This window comes from Bordetella tumbae, from assembly GCF_965139195.1.
Taxonomy (GTDB): domain Bacteria; phylum Pseudomonadota; class Gammaproteobacteria; order Burkholderiales; family Burkholderiaceae_B; genus Bordetella_A; species Bordetella_A tumbae.
This window is the reverse complement of record NZ_CBCSJH010000003.1, coordinates 288,203-312,895: the sequence shown is the minus strand read 5'-3', so window position 1 is coordinate 312,895 and position 24,693 is coordinate 288,203. Positions and strand designations below refer to the sequence as shown.

General features: G+C 59.9%; 22 protein-coding genes. 11 read left to right on the top strand and 11 right to left on the bottom strand.

What is annotated here, in order from left to right; all coding sequences use genetic code 11:
* Window positions 1-2 precede the first annotated feature (2 nt).
* Genes ACNA0J_RS06795 through ACNA0J_RS06770 form a run of 6 tightly spaced genes read left to right on the top strand, consistent with a single transcriptional unit; the run spans window position 3 to window position 6,957 of the window.
* Window positions 3-2,135 (top strand): acetate--CoA ligase family protein, encoded by a 2,133-nt coding sequence (locus ACNA0J_RS06795; RefSeq protein WP_415817704.1) that lies wholly within the window; start codon window positions 3-5, stop codon window positions 2,133-2,135.
* A gap of 8 nt (window positions 2,136-2,143) precedes the next feature.
* Window positions 2,144-3,349 (top strand): acyl-CoA dehydrogenase family protein, encoded by a 1,206-nt coding sequence (locus tag ACNA0J_RS06790; protein WP_415817702.1) that lies wholly within the window; start codon window positions 2,144-2,146, stop codon window positions 3,347-3,349.
* Entirely contained in the window at window positions 3,346-4,290 is a 945-nt protein-coding gene (locus tag ACNA0J_RS06785) for an acyl-CoA dehydrogenase family protein (RefSeq protein WP_415817700.1), read from the top strand. Before ACNA0J_RS06790 ends, ACNA0J_RS06785 begins: the two co-directional genes overlap by 4 nt.
* 9 nt (window positions 4,291-4,299) lie before the next feature.
* The gene (locus ACNA0J_RS06780; protein WP_415817698.1) at window positions 4,300-5,058 is read left to right on the top strand and encodes an SDR family NAD(P)-dependent oxidoreductase; all 759 of its coding nucleotides are present in this window, start codon (window positions 4,300-4,302) and stop codon (window positions 5,056-5,058) included.
* Between the two features lies 1 nt (window position 5,059).
* Window positions 5,060-6,238, top strand: coding sequence for an SDR family NAD(P)-dependent oxidoreductase (locus tag ACNA0J_RS06775; protein ID WP_415817696.1), 1,179 nt, complete (start codon window positions 5,060-5,062; stop codon window positions 6,236-6,238).
* A complete protein-coding gene (locus ACNA0J_RS06770) occupies window positions 6,235-6,957 on the top strand; it encodes a carboxymuconolactone decarboxylase family protein (RefSeq protein ID WP_415817766.1) in 723 nt (240 codons plus the stop codon). Before ACNA0J_RS06775 ends, ACNA0J_RS06770 begins: the two co-directional genes overlap by 4 nt.
* 75 nt (window positions 6,958-7,032) lie before the next feature.
* Here ACNA0J_RS06770 and ACNA0J_RS06765 read toward each other — a convergent pair whose 3' ends face one another.
* Together ACNA0J_RS06765 and frmR are read right to left on the bottom strand one after the other, a co-directional pair.
* Window positions 7,033-8,142, bottom strand: a complete 1,110-nt coding sequence (locus ACNA0J_RS06765) for an S-(hydroxymethyl)glutathione dehydrogenase/class III alcohol dehydrogenase (protein ID WP_415817694.1) — start codon at window positions 8,140-8,142, stop codon at window positions 7,033-7,035.
* A gap of 54 nt (window positions 8,143-8,196) precedes the next feature.
* Window positions 8,197-8,472 carry a formaldehyde-responsive transcriptional repressor FrmR gene (gene frmR, locus ACNA0J_RS06760; protein ID WP_094822875.1) on the bottom strand — a complete coding sequence of 92 codons (276 nt, stop codon included), beginning with the start codon at window positions 8,470-8,472 and terminating at the stop codon, window positions 8,197-8,199.
* A 336-nt stretch (window positions 8,473-8,808) separates the two neighbouring features.
* Here frmR and ACNA0J_RS06755 point away from each other — a divergent pair, with 336 nt between their 5' ends.
* A complete protein-coding gene (locus tag ACNA0J_RS06755; protein ID WP_415817691.1) occupies window positions 8,809-10,095 on the top strand; it encodes an MFS transporter in 1,287 nt (428 codons plus the stop codon).
* Window positions 10,096-10,144: 49 nt separating this feature from the next.
* On the opposite strand, the gene ACNA0J_RS06750 is transcribed toward ACNA0J_RS06755, so the two are convergent.
* Entirely contained in the window at window positions 10,145-11,041 is an 897-nt protein-coding gene (locus ACNA0J_RS06750) for a LysR family transcriptional regulator (RefSeq protein WP_415817689.1), read from the bottom strand.
* Between the two features lie 189 nt (window positions 11,042-11,230).
* Here ACNA0J_RS06750 and ACNA0J_RS06745 point away from each other — a divergent pair, with 189 nt between their 5' ends.
* Window positions 11,231-11,722 carry a (R)-mandelonitrile lyase gene (locus ACNA0J_RS06745; RefSeq protein ID WP_415817687.1) on the top strand — a complete coding sequence of 164 codons (492 nt, stop codon included), beginning with the start codon at window positions 11,231-11,233 and terminating at the stop codon, window positions 11,720-11,722.
* A gap of 97 nt (window positions 11,723-11,819) precedes the next feature.
* Entirely contained in the window at window positions 11,820-12,488 is a 669-nt protein-coding gene (locus tag ACNA0J_RS06740) for a carboxymuconolactone decarboxylase family protein (RefSeq protein WP_415817685.1), read from the top strand.
* A gap of 22 nt (window positions 12,489-12,510) precedes the next feature.
* On the opposite strand, the gene ACNA0J_RS06735 is transcribed toward ACNA0J_RS06740, so the two are convergent.
* The 4 genes from ACNA0J_RS06735 to ACNA0J_RS06720 form a co-directional block, all read right to left on the bottom strand.
* On the bottom strand, window positions 12,511-13,872 hold the full coding sequence (locus tag ACNA0J_RS06735; RefSeq protein WP_415817683.1) for a c-type cytochrome: 1,362 nt from the start codon (window positions 13,870-13,872) through the stop codon (window positions 12,511-12,513).
* 33 nt (window positions 13,873-13,905) lie between these two features.
* Complete coding sequence (locus ACNA0J_RS06730; RefSeq protein WP_415817681.1) at window positions 13,906-16,161, bottom strand: xanthine dehydrogenase family protein molybdopterin-binding subunit; 2,256 nt, start codon at window positions 16,159-16,161, stop codon at window positions 13,906-13,908.
* Window positions 16,158-16,649, bottom strand: a complete 492-nt coding sequence (locus ACNA0J_RS06725; RefSeq protein ID WP_415817679.1) for a (2Fe-2S)-binding protein — start codon at window positions 16,647-16,649, stop codon at window positions 16,158-16,160. The genes ACNA0J_RS06730 and ACNA0J_RS06725 overlap by 4 nt, the downstream gene beginning before the upstream one ends.
* A 117-nt stretch (window positions 16,650-16,766) precedes the next feature.
* The gene (locus ACNA0J_RS06720; protein ID WP_415817677.1) at window positions 16,767-17,816 is read right to left on the bottom strand and encodes an NAD(P)-dependent alcohol dehydrogenase; all 1,050 of its coding nucleotides are present in this window, start codon (window positions 17,814-17,816) and stop codon (window positions 16,767-16,769) included.
* A 167-nt stretch (window positions 17,817-17,983) separates the two neighbouring features.
* Here ACNA0J_RS06720 and ACNA0J_RS06715 point away from each other — a divergent pair, with 167 nt between their 5' ends.
* Both ACNA0J_RS06715 and ACNA0J_RS06710 read left to right on the top strand, forming a co-directional pair.
* Window positions 17,984-18,910 carry an AraC family transcriptional regulator gene (locus ACNA0J_RS06715; RefSeq protein ID WP_415817675.1) on the top strand — a complete coding sequence of 309 codons (927 nt, stop codon included), beginning with the start codon at window positions 17,984-17,986 and terminating at the stop codon, window positions 18,908-18,910.
* Between the two features lie 288 nt (window positions 18,911-19,198).
* On the top strand, window positions 19,199-20,638 hold the full coding sequence (locus tag ACNA0J_RS06710; protein WP_415817672.1) for an NAD-dependent succinate-semialdehyde dehydrogenase: 1,440 nt from the start codon (window positions 19,199-19,201) through the stop codon (window positions 20,636-20,638).
* A gap of 84 nt (window positions 20,639-20,722) precedes the next feature.
* On the opposite strand, the gene ACNA0J_RS06705 is transcribed toward ACNA0J_RS06710, so the two are convergent.
* The 4 genes from ACNA0J_RS06705 to ACNA0J_RS06690 form a co-directional block, all read right to left on the bottom strand.
* Window positions 20,723-21,148, bottom strand: a complete 426-nt coding sequence (locus tag ACNA0J_RS06705) for a YgiW/YdeI family stress tolerance OB fold protein (protein WP_415817670.1) — start codon at window positions 21,146-21,148, stop codon at window positions 20,723-20,725.
* A gap of 141 nt (window positions 21,149-21,289) precedes the next feature.
* Entirely contained in the window at window positions 21,290-22,696 is a 1,407-nt protein-coding gene (locus tag ACNA0J_RS06700; RefSeq protein ID WP_415817668.1) for a sensor histidine kinase, read from the bottom strand.
* 1 nt (window position 22,697) lies between these two features.
* The gene (locus ACNA0J_RS06695; RefSeq protein ID WP_415817666.1) at window positions 22,698-23,354 is read right to left on the bottom strand and encodes a response regulator; all 657 of its coding nucleotides are present in this window, start codon (window positions 23,352-23,354) and stop codon (window positions 22,698-22,700) included.
* Window positions 23,355-23,421: 67 nt separating this feature from the next.
* Window positions 23,422-24,573: a metallophosphoesterase gene (locus tag ACNA0J_RS06690; protein ID WP_415817664.1), complete on the bottom strand. Its 1,152-nt coding sequence runs from the start codon at window positions 24,571-24,573 to the stop codon at window positions 23,422-23,424.
* Window positions 24,574-24,693 lie beyond the last annotated feature (120 nt).

Below are 24,693 nucleotides of genomic sequence, written 5' to 3'. Positions count from 1 at the left end.
ACATGCTGCAACCATCCCAACGGCCAGGACTGGGTCTGGTGCCGTTCTTTGAAGCCCAGGGCATTGCCATTGTGGGCGCATCGGATGATCCTACCAAGATCGGCGGCCGCCCCGTCAGCATGCTCATCAAATACGGTTATGCCGGTCCCATCTATCCCATCAATCCCAAGGGAGGAACGATTCAGGGATTGCCGGCATACCAGTCTGTGTTGGCAACGCCTGCAGCACCTGATCTGACCATCCTGGCTGTGCCTGCAGGAGCGACGCCAGCTGCGTTACGTGAATGCGGTGAACGCGGCGTCAAAGCAGCCATCGTATTGTCGTCAGGGTTCACCGAAGCGGGCGCCGAAGGCGCGGCGCTGCAGGCAGAACTGATCGCAATCGCCCAGGAATACAACATGCGTGTTCTCGGGCCGAACTGCCTGGGTGCGGTCAATGTGGCCGACAAGCTGATTGGGTCCTTTTCGATTGCCCTGGAAGAAAACATGCCTCCTGTCGGACAGGTGGGCATTGTTTCGCAATCAGGGAATGTCGGCAGCTACACCATGCAAAGCGTGGCCCGCCGCGGCTTGGGCGTCAGCCGCTTTATCGCGACGGGCAACGAAGCAGACGTCGATGTCGCAGACGGGATTGCGGCGCTGGCCGAGCATGACGGCACGCGCATCATCCTGTGCTGCATGGAAACATGCCGCCACGCCGATCGCTTGATTGAAGCCTTGCGTATCGCCCGCGAACGCGGCAAGCTCGTGATCGTATTGAAAATCGGCTCAACCGCAGCAGGCCAGGCTGCCGCCGCCTCGCACACTGGCGCACTGACCAGCTCAGACGCCGTATTCGACGCGGTGTTCCGCCGTCAGGGCGTACTGCGCGTCCGCTCGGTCGAAGCCTTGATAGACATCGGTCATGCCGCGTCGCTCTTGATGCCCAACCGGCTGCCCCAGACAAACGGCGTGACACTCGTGGCCGCCTCGGGAGGCTTTGGCATCATGATGGCCGATGCCATGAGCGAAGCCGGCCTGCAATTGCCGGCACTGGCAGACTCGACGAAATCACGGATCCGCGAAGCCGTACCAACAGCCAGCACAGGCAACCCTGTCGATGCGTCGGCGCAAATGTCGGCCCGCCCCGACATCCTGCTGAAGATGTTGACTGCCCTGTTAGAGGATCCTGCTGAAAGCACGCTGGTGCTGCTGCTGTCGCTCTCGCTCTACAACAAGCGGCTGCGAGGCGTCTACCTGGAAGCCCTCACGCAAGTACGCCTCAGTCATCCCGACCGGCTGCTGATGATCATCAGCCAAGGCCCGGCCGAGGCGGTGGAACAGATCAATGCGTTGGGCATCCCCGTGTTCCCTTCGATAGACGCGGCGGCCAGCGGGCTGGCCGGGTTGGTGAAACTGGGGCAGCTCGCGCATGCACCGATCCACATCCCGGCGCGATCGGCTGCCGACCCGGTCGACCCCGCCGTATTTCGCAGTGAGTATCACGCCAAACAAGCACTCGCAGCGATTGGCATCGACGTTCCCAGCGAAACCATCGTCACCTCCGCCGAGGACGCAGTCCGCGCTGCCGAATCGACCAGTTATCCCGTTGTGTTGAAGATTGTCTCGGAAGACATCGCACATAAAACCGAAGTCGGCGGAGTTGTACTACATCTGCGTGATGCAGAAGCAGTCCGAACGGCGTACGCCAATATTCTCCATAGCGTCAGCGAGCATGTGCCTAACGCCCGTATCGAGGGCATACTGGTTGCGCCAATGGTCCAGGGCGGAACGGAGCTGATCGCAGGCATCTCTCAGGACGCTGTCTTTGGCCCAGTGGTCATGGTCGGTATGGGCGGTATTTACGCGGAGGTCCTGAAAGACGTCGCGTTGCAGGCCGCACCGGTCAGCGAAGACGAAGCCGCGGACATGATTCGTTCACTGAAGATGTTCCCGCTGCTGGATGGGGCGCGCGGGCAAGCCAAAGCCGATATAGCTGCGGCAGCGCGCACGGTGGCGCGGTTATCGGAATATGCCTATCGGCATCGCGACGATATCGCGGAGATCGATATGAACCCAATTCTGGTCCGCCCGCAGGGCCAGGGCACAGTGGTGCTCGACGCGTTGATGATCCCTGTTTCTGCATCTGCTCGCTGAGGAATAGCATGCATCTTGACCAACACGTGGCTGTGCCGGATCCCTCCGCTGGGCCAGATATTTACCGCCGACACGCGCGCGAGTGGCTGGGAAAAAACCTTCCCGACTTCATGCGTAACGACAGTCTGAACTGGCGAGCCGCCACGCTCGCTGAAAGCAGCGAGTGGGAAGCCGCCATGTACCAAGCCGGCCTGGCCGGCATGACGTGGCCCAAAGCCTATGGCGGCCACGGCCTGACATTGCGCGAACACCTCGCTGTCAATAAAGAGATCGGCGCCCTGCCCATGCCGGAGAGCGTCAGCTCTATCGGTAAAGAACTGGCCGGTCCTATCATCATGACGGTGGGCACCGAATCGCAAAAACAAAGTTTCCTGCCCGCCATTCTGGCTATGCGCGAGTACTGGTGCCAAGGGTTCTCCGAACCGGATGCCGGATCGGATCTGGCGCGCCTGCGCACGAAAGCCGTCCAGGAAGGCGACCATTGGCGCATCAACGGCCAGAAGATCTGGACCAGCGGCGCGGCCAAGGCCCACTACTGCCTGTTGCTGACCCGCACCGGCACCGTGGCGGACAAGCATCGCGGCCTCTTGATGTTTGCCGTTCCCATGAATACCCCGGGCATTCGCGTCGTGCCCATCAAGTCCATTGATGGTAAAGAATCGTTCGCCGAAGTTTTCTTCGACGATGTCGTCGTTCCCGACAGTGCTCGCCTCGGTTCGCCCGATGAAGGCTGGAGCGCCGCCATTCGTGTGCTGTCGATTGAACGCGCCACCAATCGCATGTACCGTCCATGGCGATTCGAATGCGAACTGCGCCAATTGATCGCAGCATGCAAATCCGACGCTCGCTTATCCCGGGTATTGGACGATGGCTACGTTCAACGCCGCGTCGGCGATTTGATCGCTGAGATCGATGGGATGAAAGGACTGGTCGAGGTCACGGTGGACCGTCTGTCGAAAGGCGAATCCATCGGCGCGCGCGGCTCACTGACCAAGCTGTATTGGTCGGAATGCCATCAGGCCTTTGCCAGTTTCGCCCTGTCGCTGGTTTCTCAAATCGGCCCGCAATCCAGTCCACTGGCTCGCCGGGCGCAAAAAGCCTTTACCCAAGCTTATCTCTTCTCTCGTGCCGAAACGATCTACGCCGGCACGACAGAGGTGCAATTGGACGTGATTGCACAGCGCGTCATGAATCTGCCCAAGGACTTGGCATGACTATGGAAGACCTGCAACCAGAAGAATTCGCACAAGCGGCCGATGCGGCGATCACCGATGCCCTCAGCCACCAGGACCTGCGCAAAACTGCAGAGACTCTGGCCCAAGCCGGCCTGTGTGGCGTGATGGCGGCTGAGGCCGACGGAGGCCTGGGATTAGATATAAGCTTTGCATTACCCATCGTGCATGCCGCGGGCCGGCTTCGTCTGCCATTTCCCCTGCCAGAGCAGATTCTGCTTGGTCATACGCTTGCCAACTCCGCCGAAGGACAGGCGCTGGCCGCTGGCGAGCGCATTGGGACGATCGCCTGGCAAGGCACTATGAATGACGCATGGATTCGTATCGATCACGGCAATGCGGACTGGGCACTCGTGGCTGATGACAACGGCGCGGTGCTGATCGACATCGAAGGTCTGTCGCGCGAGGAGCAGGCCACGCTGGATCCGGATCATCCGCAGACGTGGATTGCAACGCAAGACGCACGAGTACTGGCACGCCTTGATTCGGAATCCTGGTCGGTATTACAACGTCAGGCTCATATCTTGTTGGCCGAATTCGCCAATGGCGCGGCAGAAGGCGCACTGCAAGAGACGGCCAACTACATGGCAACGCGCGTGCAATTCGGACGCCCCTTGTCAGCCAAACAAGCTGTGCGGCATTTGCTGGCGCGCATGCGGCTCTTGCAAGAAGTATCGAGCGCTGCCGTTCGCCGCACCATCCATAGCGATGAGTTCGGCCAGGCGCGCGACACGCGTCCTGCTCTCGCCGGCGCCATTGCCAACGCTGTATTCGTCATCGAAAAAGCGATCCATCTGCACGGTGGAATGGGCTTCACCTGGGAACTGCCGCTGCACCGTGCATTGCGAGCGGTACGCAAGCTCAGCGCAGCATTCGACAGCCTGGCACAGGAGAACGGCCGGGCATACATACAATCTGTATAGGAAGACATCATGCAACAAGATCTGGCTGGGCGCGTTGCGCTCGTCACCGGTGCAGGCGCCGGTATAGGCCGCGCAACTGCGCGTTTGCTCGCAGCACGCGGCGCCCTCGTCGGGATCAATGACCTGAAAGAGGAATTGGTCGCCGCTGCAGTAGCAGACATTTCCGCTGAGGGAGGGAAAGTTTTTCCTGTCGTGCAAAACGTGGCCTCGCGCGAAGGCATCACCCAGGCAGTACGAATGGCTGCGGAACACGGCTCTCGCTTTGATATCCTGGTCAACAATGCCGCATGGGTCCGCTACCAGGGCGTGCCGGACATCATGACGGAAACGGTGGACCGGATGCTGGATATCGGCTTCAAGGCAGTGATCTGGGGCATCCAGGCGGCCACCGAAGTCATGGACCCCGAGCGTGGCGGCGCCATCGTCAACGTGGCTTCCACAGCGGCCCTGAAATCGGCGCCGCTCTCCGTGGTCTACTCGGGCATCAAATCCGGCATCCTGGGTATTACCCGTGCAGCCGCCGCCGAGCTGGGCGGCCGAGGCATTCGCGTCAACGCCGTTTGCCCGTCGGCTGTTCCCACTGAAGGTACACAGCGCAATCGCAACGAGGAACGCGACGCGAAACGTGTTGCCAGCACCCCGCTCGGGCGTTTGGGCACCGTTGAAGATATCGCCAGCGGTATCGTGTTTCTGGCAAGTGATGAGGCCCGTTTCATCACTGCCCAAGCCTTGGTGGTAGACGGCGGCATTACGTTCACGACGCTCTGACATGGGCGCCTATTTGCTGACGGGCGCAGGCAGCGGTATCGGCCGCGTCACGGCGCATGAACTAGCCCGCAACGGGATACGGTGCGCGCTCGTGGATCACAACACCGCGGCGATAGAAGCGCTACGTGATGCGCTGCCGGCTGTTGCCGGCGGCCCTCATCTCGCATTGACGGCCGATCTGACTCAGGCAGACCAAATCCAGGCGTTGGCTCATCTGTTGCCAACGCTGGATGCCATCATCAATAACGCGGGGATGACCGATCGCAGCAATCTTCCGATCGTTGACCAGGATCCCGCCAATTGGCAGCAATTATTGGCGCTGAACCTTCACGCCCCCGCTCTCCTGGTCCGTGCTCTGCAAGGGCAGCTCGCCAAAGGGGCACGTATCGTCAACGTCGCTTCAGGCGCCGGCCTGCATGCGATTCCTTGGCGTGGCGCCTATAGTCCGAGCAAAGCAGGCCTGATCGCACAGACTCAGGCTCTGGCTAAAGCGCATCCGGAGTATTGCGTCAGCGTTCTGTGCCCCGGATTCGTGCGTACCGAACTAGTCGATGCACTGATCGCTTCCGGACGCCTCGATCCCGCAAAGGCCATATCGAAAATCCCTTTGGGACGCATGGCGGAGCCCGAAGAAATGGCCTACGCATTAGCATTTCTTGCCAGTCCTCAGGCTGCCCCGATTTCGGGAGGCATTCTTTCCATGGACGGCGGGTCGTCAGTGTTTGGAGGCAGTCAGGCATATACCCCCGCCCATCGTGCCCTGATCCCGGCGGATCTGCCCCTGTCCTTGAGCATGCAGGGAGAATGGAACGGCCTGCATAGCGACCCGTTAGCTCACGGCTACCCTGCCACCGTTGACGCAACCATTCTGGTCAGCCCGGCAGGGCAGCGTCTGAACGCAGCATTCGATGCTGCCCGTCGCTTCGATCTCGACCGGCCGGGCAGCCTGACACTGTTATTGCCCAGCGAAGAAAGTGACGATTGGGAACACGCCGGCGATCTCGCGTCAACGCGAATGCTGGTATCCACTCTGGCCAGCGAATGGGGTCCCTCTGGGCGGCGCATTAATGCCGTAACAATCACGCAGCGCAGTACACCCGGAACATTGACGCCGCTGCTGCACTTTATCGCCGGCCCCAAAGCGCAATATCTGACAGGACAAACACTGTGCGCACCATGAACGACCTGGAGGCCATCAAGTCACGGTTTATCGCGCTCCGGGGTTATTGGCGCCCATGGACAGAGAGCCTATTGCAAGCCAATCCGGCGTTTCTGGTTCACTACGCCGAATACGCGGGTTATCCGGCACAGACCGGCCCCCTGTCCGCACGCATGGTCGAGTTGATCTACGTGGCGCTGGACGCGTCAGCGACCCACCTATACGAGCCAGGCCTGGCCACTCACATGCGTCTCGCCCAGCAAGCCGGCGCGAGCGAGGCGGATATCTTCGACGTACTGCACCAGGTGACATTGCAGGGCGTCAGCGCCATTCTGCACGCAGCCGACCTGCTGCATGAGGCAGCCCCTCTGCCTGCGTTGCCCGACGGTGACCCGTTATGCGTTCGCATCGAGAAACAATGGCCCGAGCAGGCGAAGCGCCTACGACGCCTGGCCAGCCAAGACCCGGGGTACGTATCGGTATTGCTGGATTTTGCAGAAGGTGGACTGCCCGAGAAAGGATTGAGCGATTCCGAACGCCTCTTGGTACGCCTTGCTCTACATGCGTGTTTTACTCACGGTGATATGGCATCCGTGCGCGCATTGATAAACCAGGGACTGGCGCTTGGACTGACCCGCGCCGAGCTGTTGCAAAGCATGCAACTAGGAGGACATCTCGCGATACATGGCGCAGCATTGGGAGCGACCGTACATGCAAAAATATCGCAGCCTGCAGAATGACTACATCGGCGGCGCCGGATCGCAAATAGGCAGGTACTCGCTCACTCAGTCGAATGCCTGCCTTTTCTTGTCGGCTTAGTAGTGCACGACGCTACGAATCGACTTGCCTTCGTGCATCAAATCAAACGCACTATTGATCTCGTCCAACTCCATGGTATGCGTCACAAACGGCGCCAGCTCGATCTTGCCCGACATCGCGTCTTCGACCATGCCCGGTAATTGCGTACGCCCCTTCACGCCACCAAATGCAGTACCTAGCCAACGGCGCCCCGTCACCAACTGGAACGGACGCGTCGAGATTTCCTGGCCGGCGCCAGCCACCCCGATCACCACCGACTGCCCCCAACCACGATGCGCGGACTCGAGCGCGGCACGCATGACATTGACGTTGCCGATACATTCGAACGAATGATCCACGCCCCAGCCGGTCATGCCGACAATGACTTCCTGGATAGGCTTGTCAAAGTCCTTCGGGTTCAAGCAATCAGTCGCACCGAAGACCTTCGCCAGACCGAATTTATCGGGGTTCGTATCGACGGCGATGATACGGCCTGCCTTGGCCTGACGCGCCCCCTGAATCACGGCCAGCCCGATACCACCCAGGCCAAATACCGCGACCGAATCGCCCTCTTGGACTTTGGCGGTATTGTGCACAGCGCCGATACCCGTGGTCACGCCGCAACCCAGCAGACAAACATGTTCCGGATTGGCGTCGGGATTGATCTTGGCCAGCGACACCTCGGCCACCACCGTGTATTCGCTGAACGTCGAGCAGCCCATGTAGTGATAGACGGGTTGGCCGTTGTACGAAAAACGCGTCGTCCCATCGGGCATCACGCCCTTGCCTTGCGTGGCGCGTACGGCCACACACAAATTGGTCTTGCCCGACTTGCAGAACAGGCACTCGCCGCATTCGGCGGTATAGAGCGGAATGACATGGTCACCTGGCTTGACGCTGGTGACGCCCTCGCCCACCTCGACCACGACACCCGCGCCCTCGTGGCCCAGGACGACCGGGAACAAACCCTCGGGATCCTCGCCAGACAGCGTAAAGGCGTCGGTGTGGCAAACACCGGTATGCGTAATCTTGATGAGCACTTCTCCTTTACGGGGAGGTTCGACATCGAGCTCGACGATCTGCAGGGGTTGGCCTGCGGCAAAAGCGACGGCGGCACGTGATTTCATGGGTAGCTCCGTAAAGAGAAAAGGCAAACTGCGTCAGTCTGGCTGACGCATTGATTATTTCAGGTAAGTGCGGACCAGAGTCAAGAGCTCTTGTACGCGTTGGTCGTATTGGGCCTCGGATTCGGACGGCTGGCTAAAGCCCTCGCGAATATGCGACTCCAGGACTTCTGACATGAGTCCGTTGATCGCCCCGCGAATCGCGGCGATCTGCTGCAGCACGGGGCCGCAATCCGCCCCTGCCTCGAGGGCTCGCTCCAGGGCATCGCACTGTCCACGGACACGGCGCACGCGTGCGAGCACGCGCTTTTTTTCGTCAGGGGAATGCGGCATGGCGAAAAATGGCCATAAAAATATACTAGTGGGGAGTATATTGAACATGTGCCAGATGAGGCAAGCCCCCGTACTGAGCTCCGTGTAATGCGAGGCGAATACCCGGAGCGTTGTAATGACCCATCATCCCGCAGTATGCCTGCCTCAACCGTTTCACCGCCGCAGTACAATCCCCGTCGTTTTGACAGGCCGTGTGAGCCAGCAGACTACGCACGCCGGGCCGATCACCTGGCGTCAGGACCCCTCGCGAAGCACACCTCCCTTGTTTCCCCCACTACGCCCAGTCTTCCCCAACAGGGTGAGGTGTTTTACTCAGTCGCTTCTTACGAGGACATCATGTCGCGGCAGTTGCTGGCCCTGGTGCTGGCTCCCATTTTGGGTTTGTTTGTTGTCTGTATCGGCAACGCGTTTATTTCCTCATTGACCACGTTACAGCTGGACGCCGCCGGTGCTTCAGCCACTGTCATCGGGATCATTTCCTCCTCCTACTTTGTGGGCCTCACGATCGGGGCGATTTTTCACGACCGCCTGATCGTGCGCATCGGCCACATCCGGGCCTACAGCGGCTTCGTATCGCTGATTGCCGTGACGGTCCTGTTACAAGGCCTGATCTTCAACCACACCGCGTGGTTCATCCTGCGATTGATCAACGGCTGGGCCAGCGTCGGCGTCTATCTCGTGGTCGAAAGCTGGCTGCTGCTGGCCAGCGACCCGAAAATACGCGGCCGGCTGCTGGCGATATACATGATCGCCCTATACGGGTCCGGGATGTTGGGACAACTGGAGCTCGGCACCATCACACAATGGGGAGCCATGGCTCCCTATATGGTGGCAGGCATGCTGGCCTCGCTCTCGGTGCTGCCCATGGTGATGATTCCTCGCGTATCCCCCCTGGTCGAACGTGTCGAACCGCTATCTCCCAGGCAACTGCTGCGCATGACACCCACCGGCGTCATGGGCTGCTTTGGCTCGGGCGTCGCCATCGCAGCGATTTACACGCTGCTGCCGCTCTATCTGCAGCGCATCGACCTCAATGTCGACGAAATCGGCAAGATGATGAGTATCGTCATTCTGGGCGCGATGCTGCTGCAATACCCGGTAGGCCGCTGGTCTGACCTCAAGGACCGCCAGGTCACGCTTATCGTGCTGAGCGCTGCTTGCGCCATACTGTCTCTGGCGATCCTGTTGCTGCCCAACTCATCATCGCTATTGATGATTCTGTTGTTCTTGCTGGGTGGTGGTGTATTCGCCATTTATCCAGTAGCGGTGAGCCATGCGGCTGACCGGGCGCCGGCGGATGCCTTAGTGCGCATGATCCAGGGCCTGTTGCTGATCAACTCGCTCGGGTCCGCCATCAGCCCCCTGCTGATCTCGCCCGTCATGACAAAAATGGGCGCACCCGGTCTATTTTGGGCATTCCTGGTGCTCAATATCGGGCTGACCGCCTATTTCGTCATGCGCCGTAAAACGCGCCCTGCGCCGGCACCTATCGCGCCGTTTACTGCGGCAGCGCAGATGTCACCGGTCGGTGTGGAATTGCGCGTCACTGAAGATCTGGTTCAGGGCGCGCTGGACCACGAGATGGTCGAAACACTAGAAAAAGTGGAACAACCGGCTGGTTGAGGAACGCGGTAAAACCCCAACGAACCCATACGCGCGATCACCATCACATTCACTCCGGCCGATAACGCAATGCCTCAATCACCAGCGACAATGCTGGTGAAATCTGGCGCCGATTGGCATAGTAGATGTGATATCCGGGAAACGACGGCCACCAGTCCTGCAGTACCGGTACGAGGCGGCCCTGCTCGATATGGGGCTGCACCAGATCGTAGGGCACATAGGTCAACCCCATGCCGTCCAACGCGGCGCGCAGCATCAAAAACGTGTTGTTGAACACGGTCTGGCCGTTCACCCGCACATTGACTGCGCGGCCGTCCTTTTCGAGATCCCACGCATATAGACCCCCATGAGTAGGCAGACGCAAGTTGATGCATCGATGCCGGGTCAGATCATCGGGAACGGCAGGCAATGACCTGCCGGCCAGATAGGCAGGCGACGCCGCGATAGCCATGCGCAGCGCTGGCGCAATGCATACGGCGATCATGTCTTTGTCGACCCGGTCACCCGAGCGCACGCCCGCATCAAAGCGGCCGGCCGCAATATCGGTGAGAGCATAGTCCACGCTGAACTCGATATTGACGTCGGGATACTGCTGCAGCAGGGGCAGCAAACGCGGCCACAACACCGTCACGATCGCATGGTCATGCGCGGTAATACGCACGGTGCCAGCCGGCTTTTCACGCATGGCGCTCAGCGACTCGAGCTCCTGGTCGATTTCCGACAGCCGTGGACCGATCGTACTCAATAGACGAGCCCCTGCCTCGGTCGTCGATACGCTGCGCGTTGTGCGCGTCAACAATCGGACACCCAGCCTCGCCTCCAGCGCAGACATGGCGTGGCTCAGCGCCGACCTGGACAGGCCGAGCTGCGCGGCTGCGCGCGTAAAGCTGCGCTCGCGGGCCACGACCAAAAATGCCCGCAGGTCATTGAGGTTCTCTTTTGCCATTGGTGAATTTTTTGCACTAGAGCATGCCGATATTACCGTCTTCTCATCTAATGAGTCAGCCCATAAAGTTACCTGCAGGCCGCTGCGCCGCACAATGCGCACGGCAAATTCTCGCAACGGCCCTGGCCGGCGGACGGGCTATTCAGATCTTGCCGCTCACCAGTGACCGCCAGCCTACAGGAACACATCATGGCATCCTCATTTCTAAAATTCGCCTGCTGCGCCTTCCATCTGCAAACCGCGATGATCGGCGCTGCCGAGGCCGCCTCCCCCGGCAACGCCCAGCAGATCACGCGTACCGGCGATCAAGCGTCTGTTGCGGGGCCGGAAACCTTCTTTACGGGACCGGCACGCATTGACCCAGTCTGGCCCGCTCGCGAGACCCTCAACGCCTCAGGCGGGCTCGTCACTTTTGAGCCCGGCTCCCGATCGGCATGGCATACCCATCCTGCTGGACAACAGCTCGTCGTGGTATCCGGCGTGGGACTCACCCAGGAATGGGGCAAGCCGGTTCAAATCATTCGCCCTGGCGACGTGATCTGGTGTCCCCCAGGCGTCAAACACTGGCATGGCGCCGCCCCCAACACCGCCATGACCCACTTGGCCGTGACCGGCACCGTAGACGGCAAAAACGTAGACTGGATGGAGAAAGTCACTGATGAACAATACAACGCCCGCTAAACCACGCAGCGCCGCCGTCGTAGCCAGCGTATTAGCGATGGCCCTTCAAAGCGCAGCTGCAAGCGAGATCGTAACCACGACGACTCAGGCCAAGCCAATGACTCGTACCACTCACGAATCTGGTGTTTCCCAAACGCTGACTGCTCGTCAGCAGGCGATCGTCCCCATAGCGGCATTCGCCGCCGCCGGTGACCTGTCTAAACTGAACGACGCGTTAAACCAGGGACTGGATGCCGGCCTGACTGTCAACGACAACAAGGAAATCCTCTCTCAGCTCTATGCCTACGCCGGCTTTCCGCGCAGCCTCAATGCACTGAGCGAGCTGATGAAAGTGCTGCAAGCGCGCAAGCAACGCGGCCTGACGGACGAGGTAGGCCAGGAGCCCAGCCAAGCAATTCCAACGGGCAAGGCCTTGCTGGAGGCTGGCACCGCCAATCAAACCAAATTGTCGGGCGCACCGGTCAAAGGCGCACTATTTGATTTCGCCCCCGCCGTCGATGAATACCTCAAGACGCATTTATTTGGCGACATCTTCGAACGCGACAACTTGGATTGGAGAGACCGCGAACTGGCCACGGTCGCAATGCTCTCGGCCATGTCCGGCGTCGAACCGCAACTGCAGGCTCACATCCGCATCAGCACGAACGTGGGTCTGACAGCGGATCAATTGCAGCAGTTGGTCCAGGTGTTGGCTGATCGCGTAGACGCCATCAGCAGCCAACGGGCTCGAGAGGCGTTGAAGTCACACCTATCGGGCCGAGGCTAGCGTTACGCCATTCGCTCTCTGATCAGCGCATCTGCAAAACGATGACGTTGCTGCTCGCGGGGTCCGTGCGATCACGCAGGTGTTTCACTTCCTCGGGCTTCACCGCACCACCACGGTTGCCCCAGGACGTACGGATAAAACTCAAGACGTCTGCGATCTCCTGATCGGAGAGTTGCCCACGGAACGGCGGCATGCGATAAGCGTCCGGCACGCCGTTTGCCACGACTCGTGCCGACCCGTTCAACGTCACATTGATCGAGGACGCGTTCTCTTTTGCCATGGACGACGACGACCCAGCCAACGGAGGTATCCACTGTCCCTGGCCGCGGCCGTCCACACCATGGCAGGAGCTGCACTTAGCCATGAAAGTCTGTGCGCCTGGCACTTTCAGCCGCTGATCGAGCGCCAATGCCGCATTGCTGCCGGCATCGTACCGCCACGGTTCGCCGTCACGCTCAGGATCGCCAGGCAACGACTTCAGATAGTGCGCCACCGCTTTCAGGTCGTCATCTGTCATGAACTGCGTCGAATTATTAAAGGCTTCGGCCATCGAACCGAACACGACCGCATGCTGATTGCGTCCAGTCTTCAGAAACTGGACGATGTCATCCTCGGTCCAGCGGCCAATTCCCGTATTCGGATCCGACCGCAAGCTAGGCGCGTACCAGCCATCCAGCAACGCGCCGGCCAGATAATGTGGGCTGCCCTCGTCGAGCGCTTTTTCGTTCATCGCGAATCCCCGTGCCGTATGGCAGCTGCCGCAATGGCCCGCGCCTTGCACGATATAGGCGCCACGATTCCACAGCATGCCCTCGGAATCTTTTGCCTGATAGGCGCCTGACTCCGTGAAGAACCCATTCCATAGCGCCAGAGGCCAACGCATGTTCAAGGGCCAAGGAATATCGCTGGGTTTGTTTTCTTGTTCAACGGGATGCACTCCGTGCATGAAATAGGCATACAGTGCCTGCACATCGTCGTCACTGAGCTTGGCATAGGAAGGGTAAGGCATCGCCGGATACAACCGGCGGCCGTCCGGCGCGACACCATGCCGCAACGCCCTGTCGAAATCCGCCAGACTATAGGAGCCTATGCCGGTTTCCTTGTCGGGCGTAATGTTCGTCGCAAAAATAGAGCCCATCGGGGTGGCCATTTCCAGCCCCCCTGCAAATGGCTTGCTGCTGGGCGTACTGTGACATGCCACACAATCGCTGAGCCGCGCCACGTACTCCCCATGTTGAATCAATCGCGCGGAGTCAGACGATGGGTTTGCCGCACCGTCAAAAGGTGATGAGGGTGTGCGGGTTACGAACCAAAGCACACCCGCTGCTGCGATCAGGCATGCCGACAGCGAGATGGCGACACGTTTCTTTAGACTGCTTGTCATATAGGTTTCGCAATGTCGAGGATACGGCGGGTGCTACACGTCAAAGCGATAGCGCGACAGCGGCATGGTACGAATGCGCTGGCCCGTGAGGTGAGACACAGCATTCGCGACGGCAGGCGGCACAGCCGGCAACGGCGGCTCGCCTATCCCTCCCATCGTCGCCCCGCTCTCGATCACGCGCACGTGAACACGCGCCATACGATCAGGTGGCAGGATGGGATATAGGTCATAGTTGCGAGCCGCGGGGATGCCGTTCTCGTAAACGGTTTCCTCAAGTAAAACCTGAGAAAGCCCCAGCGCAACTGCGCCCTGGACCTGTGCTTTCACAATCGCGGGATTGACGATACTGCCTGGGTCAATGGCCTCCCAGATATCGTGCACCTTGACCTGGCCGCGCTCGATCGACACCTCGGCAATCACAGCAGCATGAGATCCAAATGGCGACGCCATCGCCACGCCGCGCGCGCGGCGCGTGCCGTCCTCCGCAGTAAATGGGCCTCGCTTCCACCCACCCGACATCTCGCCTACTGCACGCAAGAGATTGCTGAGCCGCTCATTCCCTTTCAATAACCGCATGCGCAATTCGTAGGGATCCTGACCACCCTTGTCAGCCAGCTCATCCAAGAACGACTCGTAGAGAAAGTCATTCATCGAGTTGCCGACCGAGCGCCAATAGCCGAGCATCGCGGGCGTCTTCACATAGAGCTGGGCAATCCTCCTGTGGGGGATGGCATAGGCCTTCCCTGCCAATCCCTCGATAGCAGTCGGATCGATTTTGTCGCCCTGCTTATTACTGATCCCCTCAGTCGGGCCTTCGGTCGCGGACACCACGTCGAGCGCAACGGGTACGCCGCTTTCATCAAGCCCACCGCGGAAGCGAGCCACGGCCATAGGCCGCAAGACATCGCGCAGGAATTCCTCTTCCCGGCTCCAGATCAATTTGATCGGCCGTCCGGTCGCCTTGGCCAATTGAATGGCCTGAGGATAGGGATTCGCCGAGTCATACAAGAAGTGACGTCCAAAAAACCCGCCCAGCATCGGCGAATGAAGAACCACTTTCTCGGGATCCAATCCGGCGCGTTTGGCAATATCGGCGCGGAACATGTCCGGTGCCTGATTCGGCAGCCACACCTCCAACGACCCATCGTCGTTAAAGCGAGCCAACGCGGACGGCGGCTCCAGCTGTGCGTGATTCACATATTGACTGGCATAGGTCGCATTCACAACGGTATGTGCGCTCTTGAGCGCAGCCTCGGCATCACCTTCCTTTTCGGCCTCGTCGCCCTGCCCGGGCTCGTTAGCCAGCCGCTCGCGAAAAGCCTCGGTCGAAAAATCGGCCGGCATGATACGCAACGGCGAATCCGCCGCCGGCTCCAGCCAATCGACCTGCAGCGCTTCGGCGGCACGCTTGGCATGCCACCAGCGCTCAGCCACGACAGCGACGGCACCGGGCAGATGATGCACCGAATGCACACCTTTCATGGCCTTGACCTGATCCTCGTTGCGAACGGCGCCGATGGTCATCCCCAACCGCGGGGCATGCTGCACGGCTGCGTGCAACATGCCGTCCACACGGACATCAATAGCGTAGATCACCTTGCCTGTCGACTTATCGAAGGCGTCCACACGAGGAACGGGCTGGCCAATCCAGCGAAACTGGCTGGGATCCTTCAGCTTCACACTATCGGGATCAGGGACAGGCAGATCCAAAGCCTGCGCCGCGAGCTCCCCATAGCTCAATGACCGGCCCGATGCGCGGTGGACGACGCGCCCCGGCTCCGTCGTCAAATCAGCAACCGGCACCCCGAATCGTTGCGCGCCCGCCTGCAGCAACATCGCACGCGCCAACGCGCCTAGACGACGCATCGCGGGATAGCCGAAACGGACGGACATGCTGCCGCCCGTAATCCGCATGCCGTTGGCCATCACCACAAATTCTTTCCCCGGCGGCGCGCTGTCAACCAGGAAGCCTGCGGGATCGGCATCGAGTTCCTCGCCGACAATCTGAGCCATCGCCGTGAACGTTCCCTGCCCCCCTTCTATGAACGGGCTCAGCAGACGAACCGTGCTATCCGGCCGGATCTCCAGAAACGCAGGCACCTGTGTACCCGGCACAGCCGCAGGCGCACCTTGGGCGCGAGCCGGACGCACTGGCAGGCCGAACCCGATGACGAGTGCCCCCGCCGTAGCGCCGGCCGAAGCCAGCAAAAAACGACGGCGAGAAATGTTCGTGGGTTCCCGTGTAGGAAACGCATCGCCATTGAAGTTTTTCTCCGCCACGATCGTCATGATGCACTCCCTTTGACAACCACGGCCGCGCTTGGCGCCATCGGGTTACCCGCCAGATCATGCACCGCCTCATTAATGGCGTTGTACGTGCCACAACGGCAAAGATTGACCATCGCCGCCGCAATTTGCTCGTCCGTGGGGTTGGCCGTCTGCTTCAACAGCGCCGTGACCGCCATCACCTGACCGGATTGGCAGTAGCCGCATTGCGGCACCTGATGCTTTACCCAGGCTGCGACCACGCGTTTACCAATCTCGTCGTCTTCGATAGCCTCGATCGTCGTGATCTGTCTGTCTGCCACGCCCTCGACAGGTGTCACACAGGAACGCATCGCAACGCCGTCCACCAAGACGGAACAGGCGCCACACTGAGCGAGCCCACAGCCATACTTTGTGCCCGTCAACCCGAGTTCATCGCGAATCACCCATAGCAACGGTGTATCGGCGTCAGTATTGACATCATGGGTCTTGCCATTGATTTGAAGCTGCATGCTTCTCCAACCCTGTATTTGGAGGAAAGTACACCGACGATGACGCAGGCCCGGCTGCCGGTAGCCACCGGCAGCCGCGGTCATATCGAATAGGTAATGCCGGATCAGTAACGCGACTTAAGCCGCCAACGTCGCCGTATCAATCACAAAGCGATACTTCACATCGCCCTTGAGCATGCGCTCATAGGCTTCGTTGATTTCGTCGGCACGAATCAACTCGATATCCGCCACAATTCCATGCTCGGCGCAGAAGTCCAGCATCTCTTGCGTTTCGGGAATGCCACCGATCATCGAGCCGGCAATCGAGCGGCGCTTCGTAATCAGGTTGAATACATTGGGCGACGGATGCGGCGTAGCGGGCGCGCCTACCAGCGTCATCGTGCCATCACGCTTTAGCAGCGCCAGGAATGCATCCAGATCGTGTGGAGCGGCCACCGTATTCAAGATGAAGTCAAAGCTCTGGGCATGGGCGGCCATTTCTCCGGGATTGCGGGATACGACAACCTCGTCAGCCCCCAACGCTTTTGCGGCTTCGCGTTTGGAGTCCGACGTCGTGAACGCCACCACATGCGCGCCCATAGCATGGGCTAGTTTGATACCCATATGCCCGAGCCCGCCAATCCCGACGACGCCGACTTTCTTGCCTGGACCTGCTTCCCAATGACGCAGCGGGGAATACGTCGTAATACCGGCGCACAGCAAGGGCGCCACCGCCGCCAACTGATCCTCGGCATGCCGGATGCGCAAGGCGAATCGCTCATGCACCACAATTTTTTGCGAATACCCGCCCAACGTCCAGCCGGGCTCGTCCTTGGTCGGCGCGTTATAGGTGCCAACCATGCCGTCGCAATAGTTCTCAAAACCCGCTTCGCAATCGGCGCAGTGCTTGCAGCTGTCCACGATACAGCCGACACCGACCAGATCGCCGATCTTGAAATCCGATACATGTGCACCGACCGCCGACACACGTCCTACGATTTCGTGACCCGGCACACAAGGAAACTGCGTGCCTTCCCATTCCGCGCGCACCTGGTGCAGATCGGAATGGCAGACGCCGCAGAAAGCAATATCAATCTGCACATCGTGTGTCCCCGGTGTCCGGCGGGTGATCTGCAGAAATTCGAGAGGTTTGTCGGCCGCGTGGGCACCATAGGCGTGAACGAGCATGTTGATTCCTTTATGCATCGGGTTAGATGAGCATTTTCCAGGTATCACCAGCGGATCGATAGCGCATTTCGCTGGATTTCTTGCCTGATTCTCCGAGAAGCGAGCATTACACGTGGCAAGATGTATGCCGTACGCGGTAAAGTTGCTGCAGGAGAATCCCAACCGATATGGCATCCACATCTCGCACCTTAGCGCAGCCAGTGTCACCGCAACAAGCCATGACGCATATGATCTGCGCGCGCGCCTCTCACGAGGGCGACCACAAAACCGCCATTGACAATCTTGGCCTCTTTCGACGCGACAATCCCGCTCCCCCGTGCGTCTGCGTGGTCGAACCCAGCATCGTTTTGGTGACACAGGGTGCAAAGCAGATGTGGATCGGCGGAAAGGCCTATCCCTATGATTGCTCGCGTATTCTGATTACCTCATTGGATCTGCCAGCGACATCAGAGGTATTGGCCGCCAGCCCCGCCACCCCTTGTGTTGGCCTGGCAATGAAACTCGACCTGCGCATCCTGGCCGAGCTGATCGCTCAAGGCAACCTGCCACCCTCGCGAGATCGCGCGGTCGGCGCCGGCGCAGGCATCGGCGACGTCACTCCCAAGATCCTGGACGCCTTCTGCCGCCTGGTGAAATTGCTGGACGAGCCTGATTCCATCCCGGTCCTCGCGCCGTTGATACAACGAGAAATTCACTACCGACTGTTGAAAAGCGACCAGACGGCCAGGCTGCGTCAGATCGCCTCTGTAGACAGCCAGGGCCACCGGATCGCCAAGGCGATCGAATGGCTGAAACATAACTATGCGCAATTACTGCGCGTGGACGAACTGGCCGCGCGTGCGCAAATGAGCAGCGCAACGTTTCACCATCACTTCCGTCAACTCACCTCGATGAGCCCTTTGCAATACCAAAAATGGCTTCGATTAAACGAGGCGAAACGCCTGATGCTGAACGAGCACCTGGACGCAGCCAGTGCGGCATTCAAAGTCGGCTACGAAAGCCCTTCTCAGTTCAGCAGGGAATACAGCCGGCTGTTCGGGGCACCGCCCAAACGCGATATCAGCGAATTGCGACAGCAGGCCAAGGCGGCTTGACGCGTTCAACAGGCAGTACGCCCTGGCCCGATATCTGCGGTCAGCCATTTCGCACGGATTTGTAACGGAACAAACAATCGGCAAACCGGCCGTTTTCCGGCCTTTCTCCTTATACAATTTCCGGCTGGGTTTTTGACATAGAACGCTAGCAGTAGTTAACTCGTATATTCACATGGCCGCGAGACGGCCGTCGTTTTCTCCGGCAGTCATTTCCCGATAAGTCCTCATGGTCTTTCTCGGGGTCCGAATACCGGTCAAGTCGATCACAACATTCCCTTTGGAGCATTCATGAGCAGTTATCCCGACACTCTCCTGTTGATAGACAACGAATGGCGCGAAGCCAAAGGAAATAAGCGCATTGATGTGGTCAACCCCGCGACTGGCGCCAAGATCGGCCAAGTCGCCAACGCGTCGCGCGAAGACTTGGACGACGCTCTGGCCGCCACGCAGCGTGGATTCGAGACCTGGCGCAACATGTCTGCCCATGAGCGCTGCAGCATCATGCGCCGCGCCGCTGTGCTGGTACGTGAGCGTGCCGACGACATCGCCCGCCTGCTGACCCAGGAACAAGGCAAGCCGCTGGGCGAAGCCCGTGTCGAGGTGTTGGCAGGATCGGAAATCATCGATTGGTTCGCCAACGAGGCCTTGCGCGTCTATGGCCGTATCATCCCGGCCCGTAATACCGCTGCCCAGCAGATGGTGCTCAAGGAGCCCGTAGGCCCGGTCGCTGCATTCACGCCGTGGAACTTCCCGGTCAACCAGATCGTACGCAAGCTGGGCGCTGCGCTGGCATCGGGTTGCTCGTTCCTGGTCAAAGCTCCCGAGGAAACACCTGCCTCGCCGGCCGCGCTGTTGAACTGCTTCGTCGACGCCGGCATCCCCAAGGGCGTAATCGGCCTGGTATTCGGCTCGCCGGCCGAGATTTCCAGCTACCTGATTCCGCACCCGATCATCCGTAAAGTGACCTTCACCGGCTCCACCCCGGTCGGCAAGCAATTGGCCGCGCTGGCGGGCCAGCACATGAAGCGCGTCACCATGGAATTGGGCGGCCACGCCCCGGTGATCGTGGCCGAAGACGCCGACGTCGAGTTGGCAGTCAAGGCCTCTGGCGGCGCCAAGTTCCGCAACGCCGGCCAGGTCTGCATCTCGCCGACCCGCTTCCTGGTGCACTCCGCCGTCAAGGCCGACTTTGAAAAGGCTTTCATTGCCCACGCCGAAAAGCTCAAATTGGGTGATGGCTTGACCGAAGGCACGACCCTGGGCCCCCTGGCCAATGATCGCCGCCTGGCTGCCATGGACAAGATTGTCAGCAATGCCCGCGAAAAAGGCGCACGCGTCGCCACAGGCGGCGAGCGCGTCGGTACTGCCGGCAACTTCTTCGCCCCGACGATTTTGGCCGACGTACCGCTGGATGCCGACGTCTTTAACGAAGAACCGTTCGGCCCCATCGCCGCGATCCGCAGCTTTGAGACCCTGGACGAAGCCATCCGCGAAGCCAACCGCCTGCCCTATGGCCTGGCCGCTTACGCCTACACGCGCTCGTTCAAGTCGGTCACCGAGTTGTCGCGCCGCCTCGAAGTCGGCATGGTCTGGATCAACCAAGCCGCTTCGCCATCGGCCGAGCTGCCCTTTGGCGGCGTCAAGGACTCCGGCTATGGTTCCGAAGGCGGCCCCGAGGCTCTCGAAGCCTATCTGGTAACCAAGGCGGTCTCTGTGGTCGGCGTCTAACATCCATCGCTAACGCCTGAAAAACACCGCCCGCCGATCATTGCTGATCGGCGGGCGGTGTGCTTTTGGCAGTGCAGATATCTGCTATTGCACCACTCGAATCACGTCCACATCGAACTCAATCCCCTTGCGATCAAGATCGAGTTCCCCATGGAGTTCGACCGTCGTTTTATCGTCGATCTTCACGCCAGCCGGAAAATCGTGATCGTCGATATCGACGCGAATACGCCCGGTGCCGTCGTCGAAGGTGTAGTGATCCCCGCCATCGTGCGACACAATGCGGCCGCGCAATATGGCCTTTTGGTCATCTCGCCCGGTCTCGATCAGGGTCTTGACCGACGTCACGGCAACCGAAGACGGCCCCGCATAGCCCCGTTGTGCGTCAGCGGGCACGGAGCTCGGTCCGGTGTAGCCCTGAGCGGAAGCACCACCAGCCGCCAACGCCCCGGCGAGAGCGGCGCTGGCCAGCAAAGTACGGGGCAGAGTCATAAGACGAAAAGAATGGGTCATAGCATGGCTCCTAGTGCGCATTGCGCGATCATTGTTGAACACAGCACTATTAGATACAACGAAGATTAAGCGAATCTGAGCCGCATCACTCAACACGTCAAGGCCCATTCGCCAGCGCTCAATGCGCGGAGATCTGCCCCCTCAGCGCGGGGACTTCAGCGGAAACGCCAACACTACCCCTAATCCGCGGCCGTCCAATCCAGGACCGAATTGCAAATCGGCATGATGCAGCTCTGCCACTCTGGCCACAATCGATAACCCCAAGCCGCTGCCCTGCACCCCGCTACCCAGCACGCGAAAGAAGCGTTGCGTCAGCCGTTGACGGTCAGCATCCGAAACGCCATCGCCATCATCACGGACAGCCAGGGTAATCGTGTCGCCGACACGCCCGGCAGTGATCTCGACCTTGCCGCCCACTCGCCCGTAGCTAATACTGTTGTGCACCAGATTGCGCAATGCCGTTAACAACGCATCGCGATTTCCTGCAAGCGTCGCGACGTCGCAGTGGACAGACATCGTGATATTTCTGGCAGCGGCCTGAGGTGCACAGGCTCTGGCCACCTCGTCCAGCAGCGCTCGGGTATCGATCGTATCCGAGACCAGAGCGTCAGCCGACTCTGGGTCCAGACGTGCGAGCTGCAGCAAGTTCTCGACCAAGGCGGTGCTGCGGGCGACATCGTCTCGCAGCCGTTGCAGATCTGTCGCAACAGATTGCGCCCCTTCGGTAGATAGGCGGCGTTGCATCACCTGAATCCTCGAGGCCAGTGCAGCCAAAGGCGTACGCAATTCATGCGCGGCATCGGCGGTAAACCGGCGCTCGCCCTCGAGTGCTTGAGCCAGACGCGACAACAGGCGGTTCAAGGCAACGACCACCGTGCGCACCTCCCGTGCGTTGCCGTCATACATCAAGGCTGACAGATCCGAGGGGGATTTGGTCTCCATTTCGCGGGCCATCCGCTCGAACGGGGCAACCAGGCGCCGGATCAACCACCAATTGACCAGACCCAACAAGAGCCACAACCCGATCAACGGCCAGGCCAATGATTCCAGCATATCGACGATGAGATCGGTACGATCCTCCCATTCCTGACCGATCTGAACGGAAACCCCCATGGAATCATGCTTGCGTATATAAACACGCCAACGTTTTCCAGACGCCTTGACATCATAAAAACGATCATCACGCTTGCCCGGATCTACAAAAGGACGTTTTGGCGCGTCCTCACCTCGGCGGATCACGACACCCTCACGCGAAATGATCTGATAATCAAGCCGCAGCGCAGGTTGCGCATCGTCATCGCGACTGCGCGCAGGCAATCCTCCTGCTGATATCCCCTCGCCCAACGCCAACACGAGCCGGGCGCCTTCTTCGAGCGTATCGTCAAACGTATCACTGACCTCTTTCCAGGCCAGAGCCAGCACGATGACCGTACTGATCACACCCACCGCGATACTCGAACCCAGTGTGGTCGAAATCAGCCGCCGGCGCAATGAATAACCGCGAGGAGAATCGGCCGGTGAGCCTTTATGGGTACGGCGCCAACGCATATCAATCCGCCAACCGATAACCCTGGCGCCGGATTGTCTTGATCGACTCGGCCGAGAGTTTGCGGCGCAGGTTATAGATATGCACCTCGATGGTGTTGCTTTCTACTTCATCGCCCCAGCCATACAGGGACTCCTCAAGTTGAGCCCGCGAGACGACATGGCCTGGACGGCGCAGCAGCGCATGCAGGATGGCGAACTCGTGAGCGGTCAACTCGACGGGCCGCCCCTGGAACGTGACGTGTTTGGCAGCCAGATCCATCGTCAACGCACCATGAGACAGTCCCCCATCCGGACGTCCATCGTGTCGACGCATCGCCGCGCGTATCCTGGCCGATAGCTCCTCCAGATCAAAGGGTTTGACCAGATAATCGTCGGCCCCTAGGTCCAGTCCCTCGATGCGATCTCGCACGGCATCGCGCGCAGTAATCATGATGACGGGAATGGTCTCTCTACGTATCCGCAGTGCGCGCAACAGCGCATCGCCGGTCAAGCCCGGCAGACCACGGTCAAGCAGCAAGCATTGATAATCGTGCGTGCTCAAGGCGGTTTGCGCCAAATCACCGCGCGTGACACGGTCGACCACATAGCCATCGAGAGCCAGCCATGACTCGATGGATTCGCCCAATGAAATATCGTCTTCGGCCAGGAGGATACGCATTCGTCGACTATACGCCGGGAGATGAAGTGAATCTTAAAATGACACGGCTGCCCAGACATCATCTGCTTCAAGCAGCCACCAACCTCAGCAGAGTAATCTCGGAGGGCGCCCCCAACCGCTTGGGCGGCCCCCAATAGCCCGTACCACGGCTGATATAAACCCACATTTCCTCGACACGATGCAAACCGGCAACGAAAGGCTGCTGAAAACGCACGAATAAATTCCAGGGGAAAAACTGCCCGCCATGCGTGTGCCCCGACAACTGCAAGGCGTAACCCGCCTGCACAGCCGCCGACGCACTGCGCGGCTGATGCGCCAGCAGCACGCTGACGCTGCCGGCAGGCGCCCCCGCCAGCGCTTTGACCGGATCGCTGGCCTGCGCCGGATCGAAAGCGCCGGCGCTATAGTCTGTCACACCAGCAACAACGAGCTGCGCATCCGCATGCCGCAATACCACATGCTCATTCATCAACACGTGTAGCCCTAAACGGCGAAACTCAGCCACCCACGCATTCACGCCCGAGTAATACTCGTGATTGCCTGTCACCAGATACGTACCGTGACGCGCCGTCAATTGGCCCAGCGGCTGAGTGTGTGCGGACAATTGCACCACCGGCCCGTCGACGACGTCCCCAGTCACCGCGATCAAATCGGGTTGCAGCGCATTGACGGCCTGCACAATATGCTCGACATAACCGTGCTTGATCGTGGGGCCGACATGAATATCGCTGATCTGCGCGATAGCAAACCCTTGTAGTGCCGAAGGCAGGCCGGCGATAGGCACATCGACTCGCCGCACACGCGCCAATCGCCTCGCATTGAACGCACCCACCAGCGTGGCGGCCAACGCCAAGGCCACGACAGCCACGGCGCTGATGAACTTGAGCTGAGTGAGCGGCAAGGTTGCGGATGTCAGGTCTCCCATGACAAAGACGATCGTCAATACGGCGTCCCGCAGCAGGGTGCACACGAATGTCGACGAGAACAGGCCCATCATCACCAGCCCGATCCCAGCCACCCAATCGGCCCAGGGACGCGCCGCAAACGGCCGAATGACCAAGGAAACAGGCATCAGGATGCAAGACGTGACGAGGACACCCCACGCAGCCCACTGCTGGCCGCTCGTCAGATGCAGATCGGGAATCAGCCGCAACCCGACGTAGACGTGGGCCACAGCCACTATGGCAACAAGACGCAGCAGAAAGAATACTCTAGGCATGATCAGCGACGCACGCCGCGCCGCCATGACCATCACGGCAACGCAGCAATTGGAAGAGAACCGGTTGCCATCTTACGCGCTTGCCCGCAACAATGCCGCCCTTGACGATGACAACGCGAT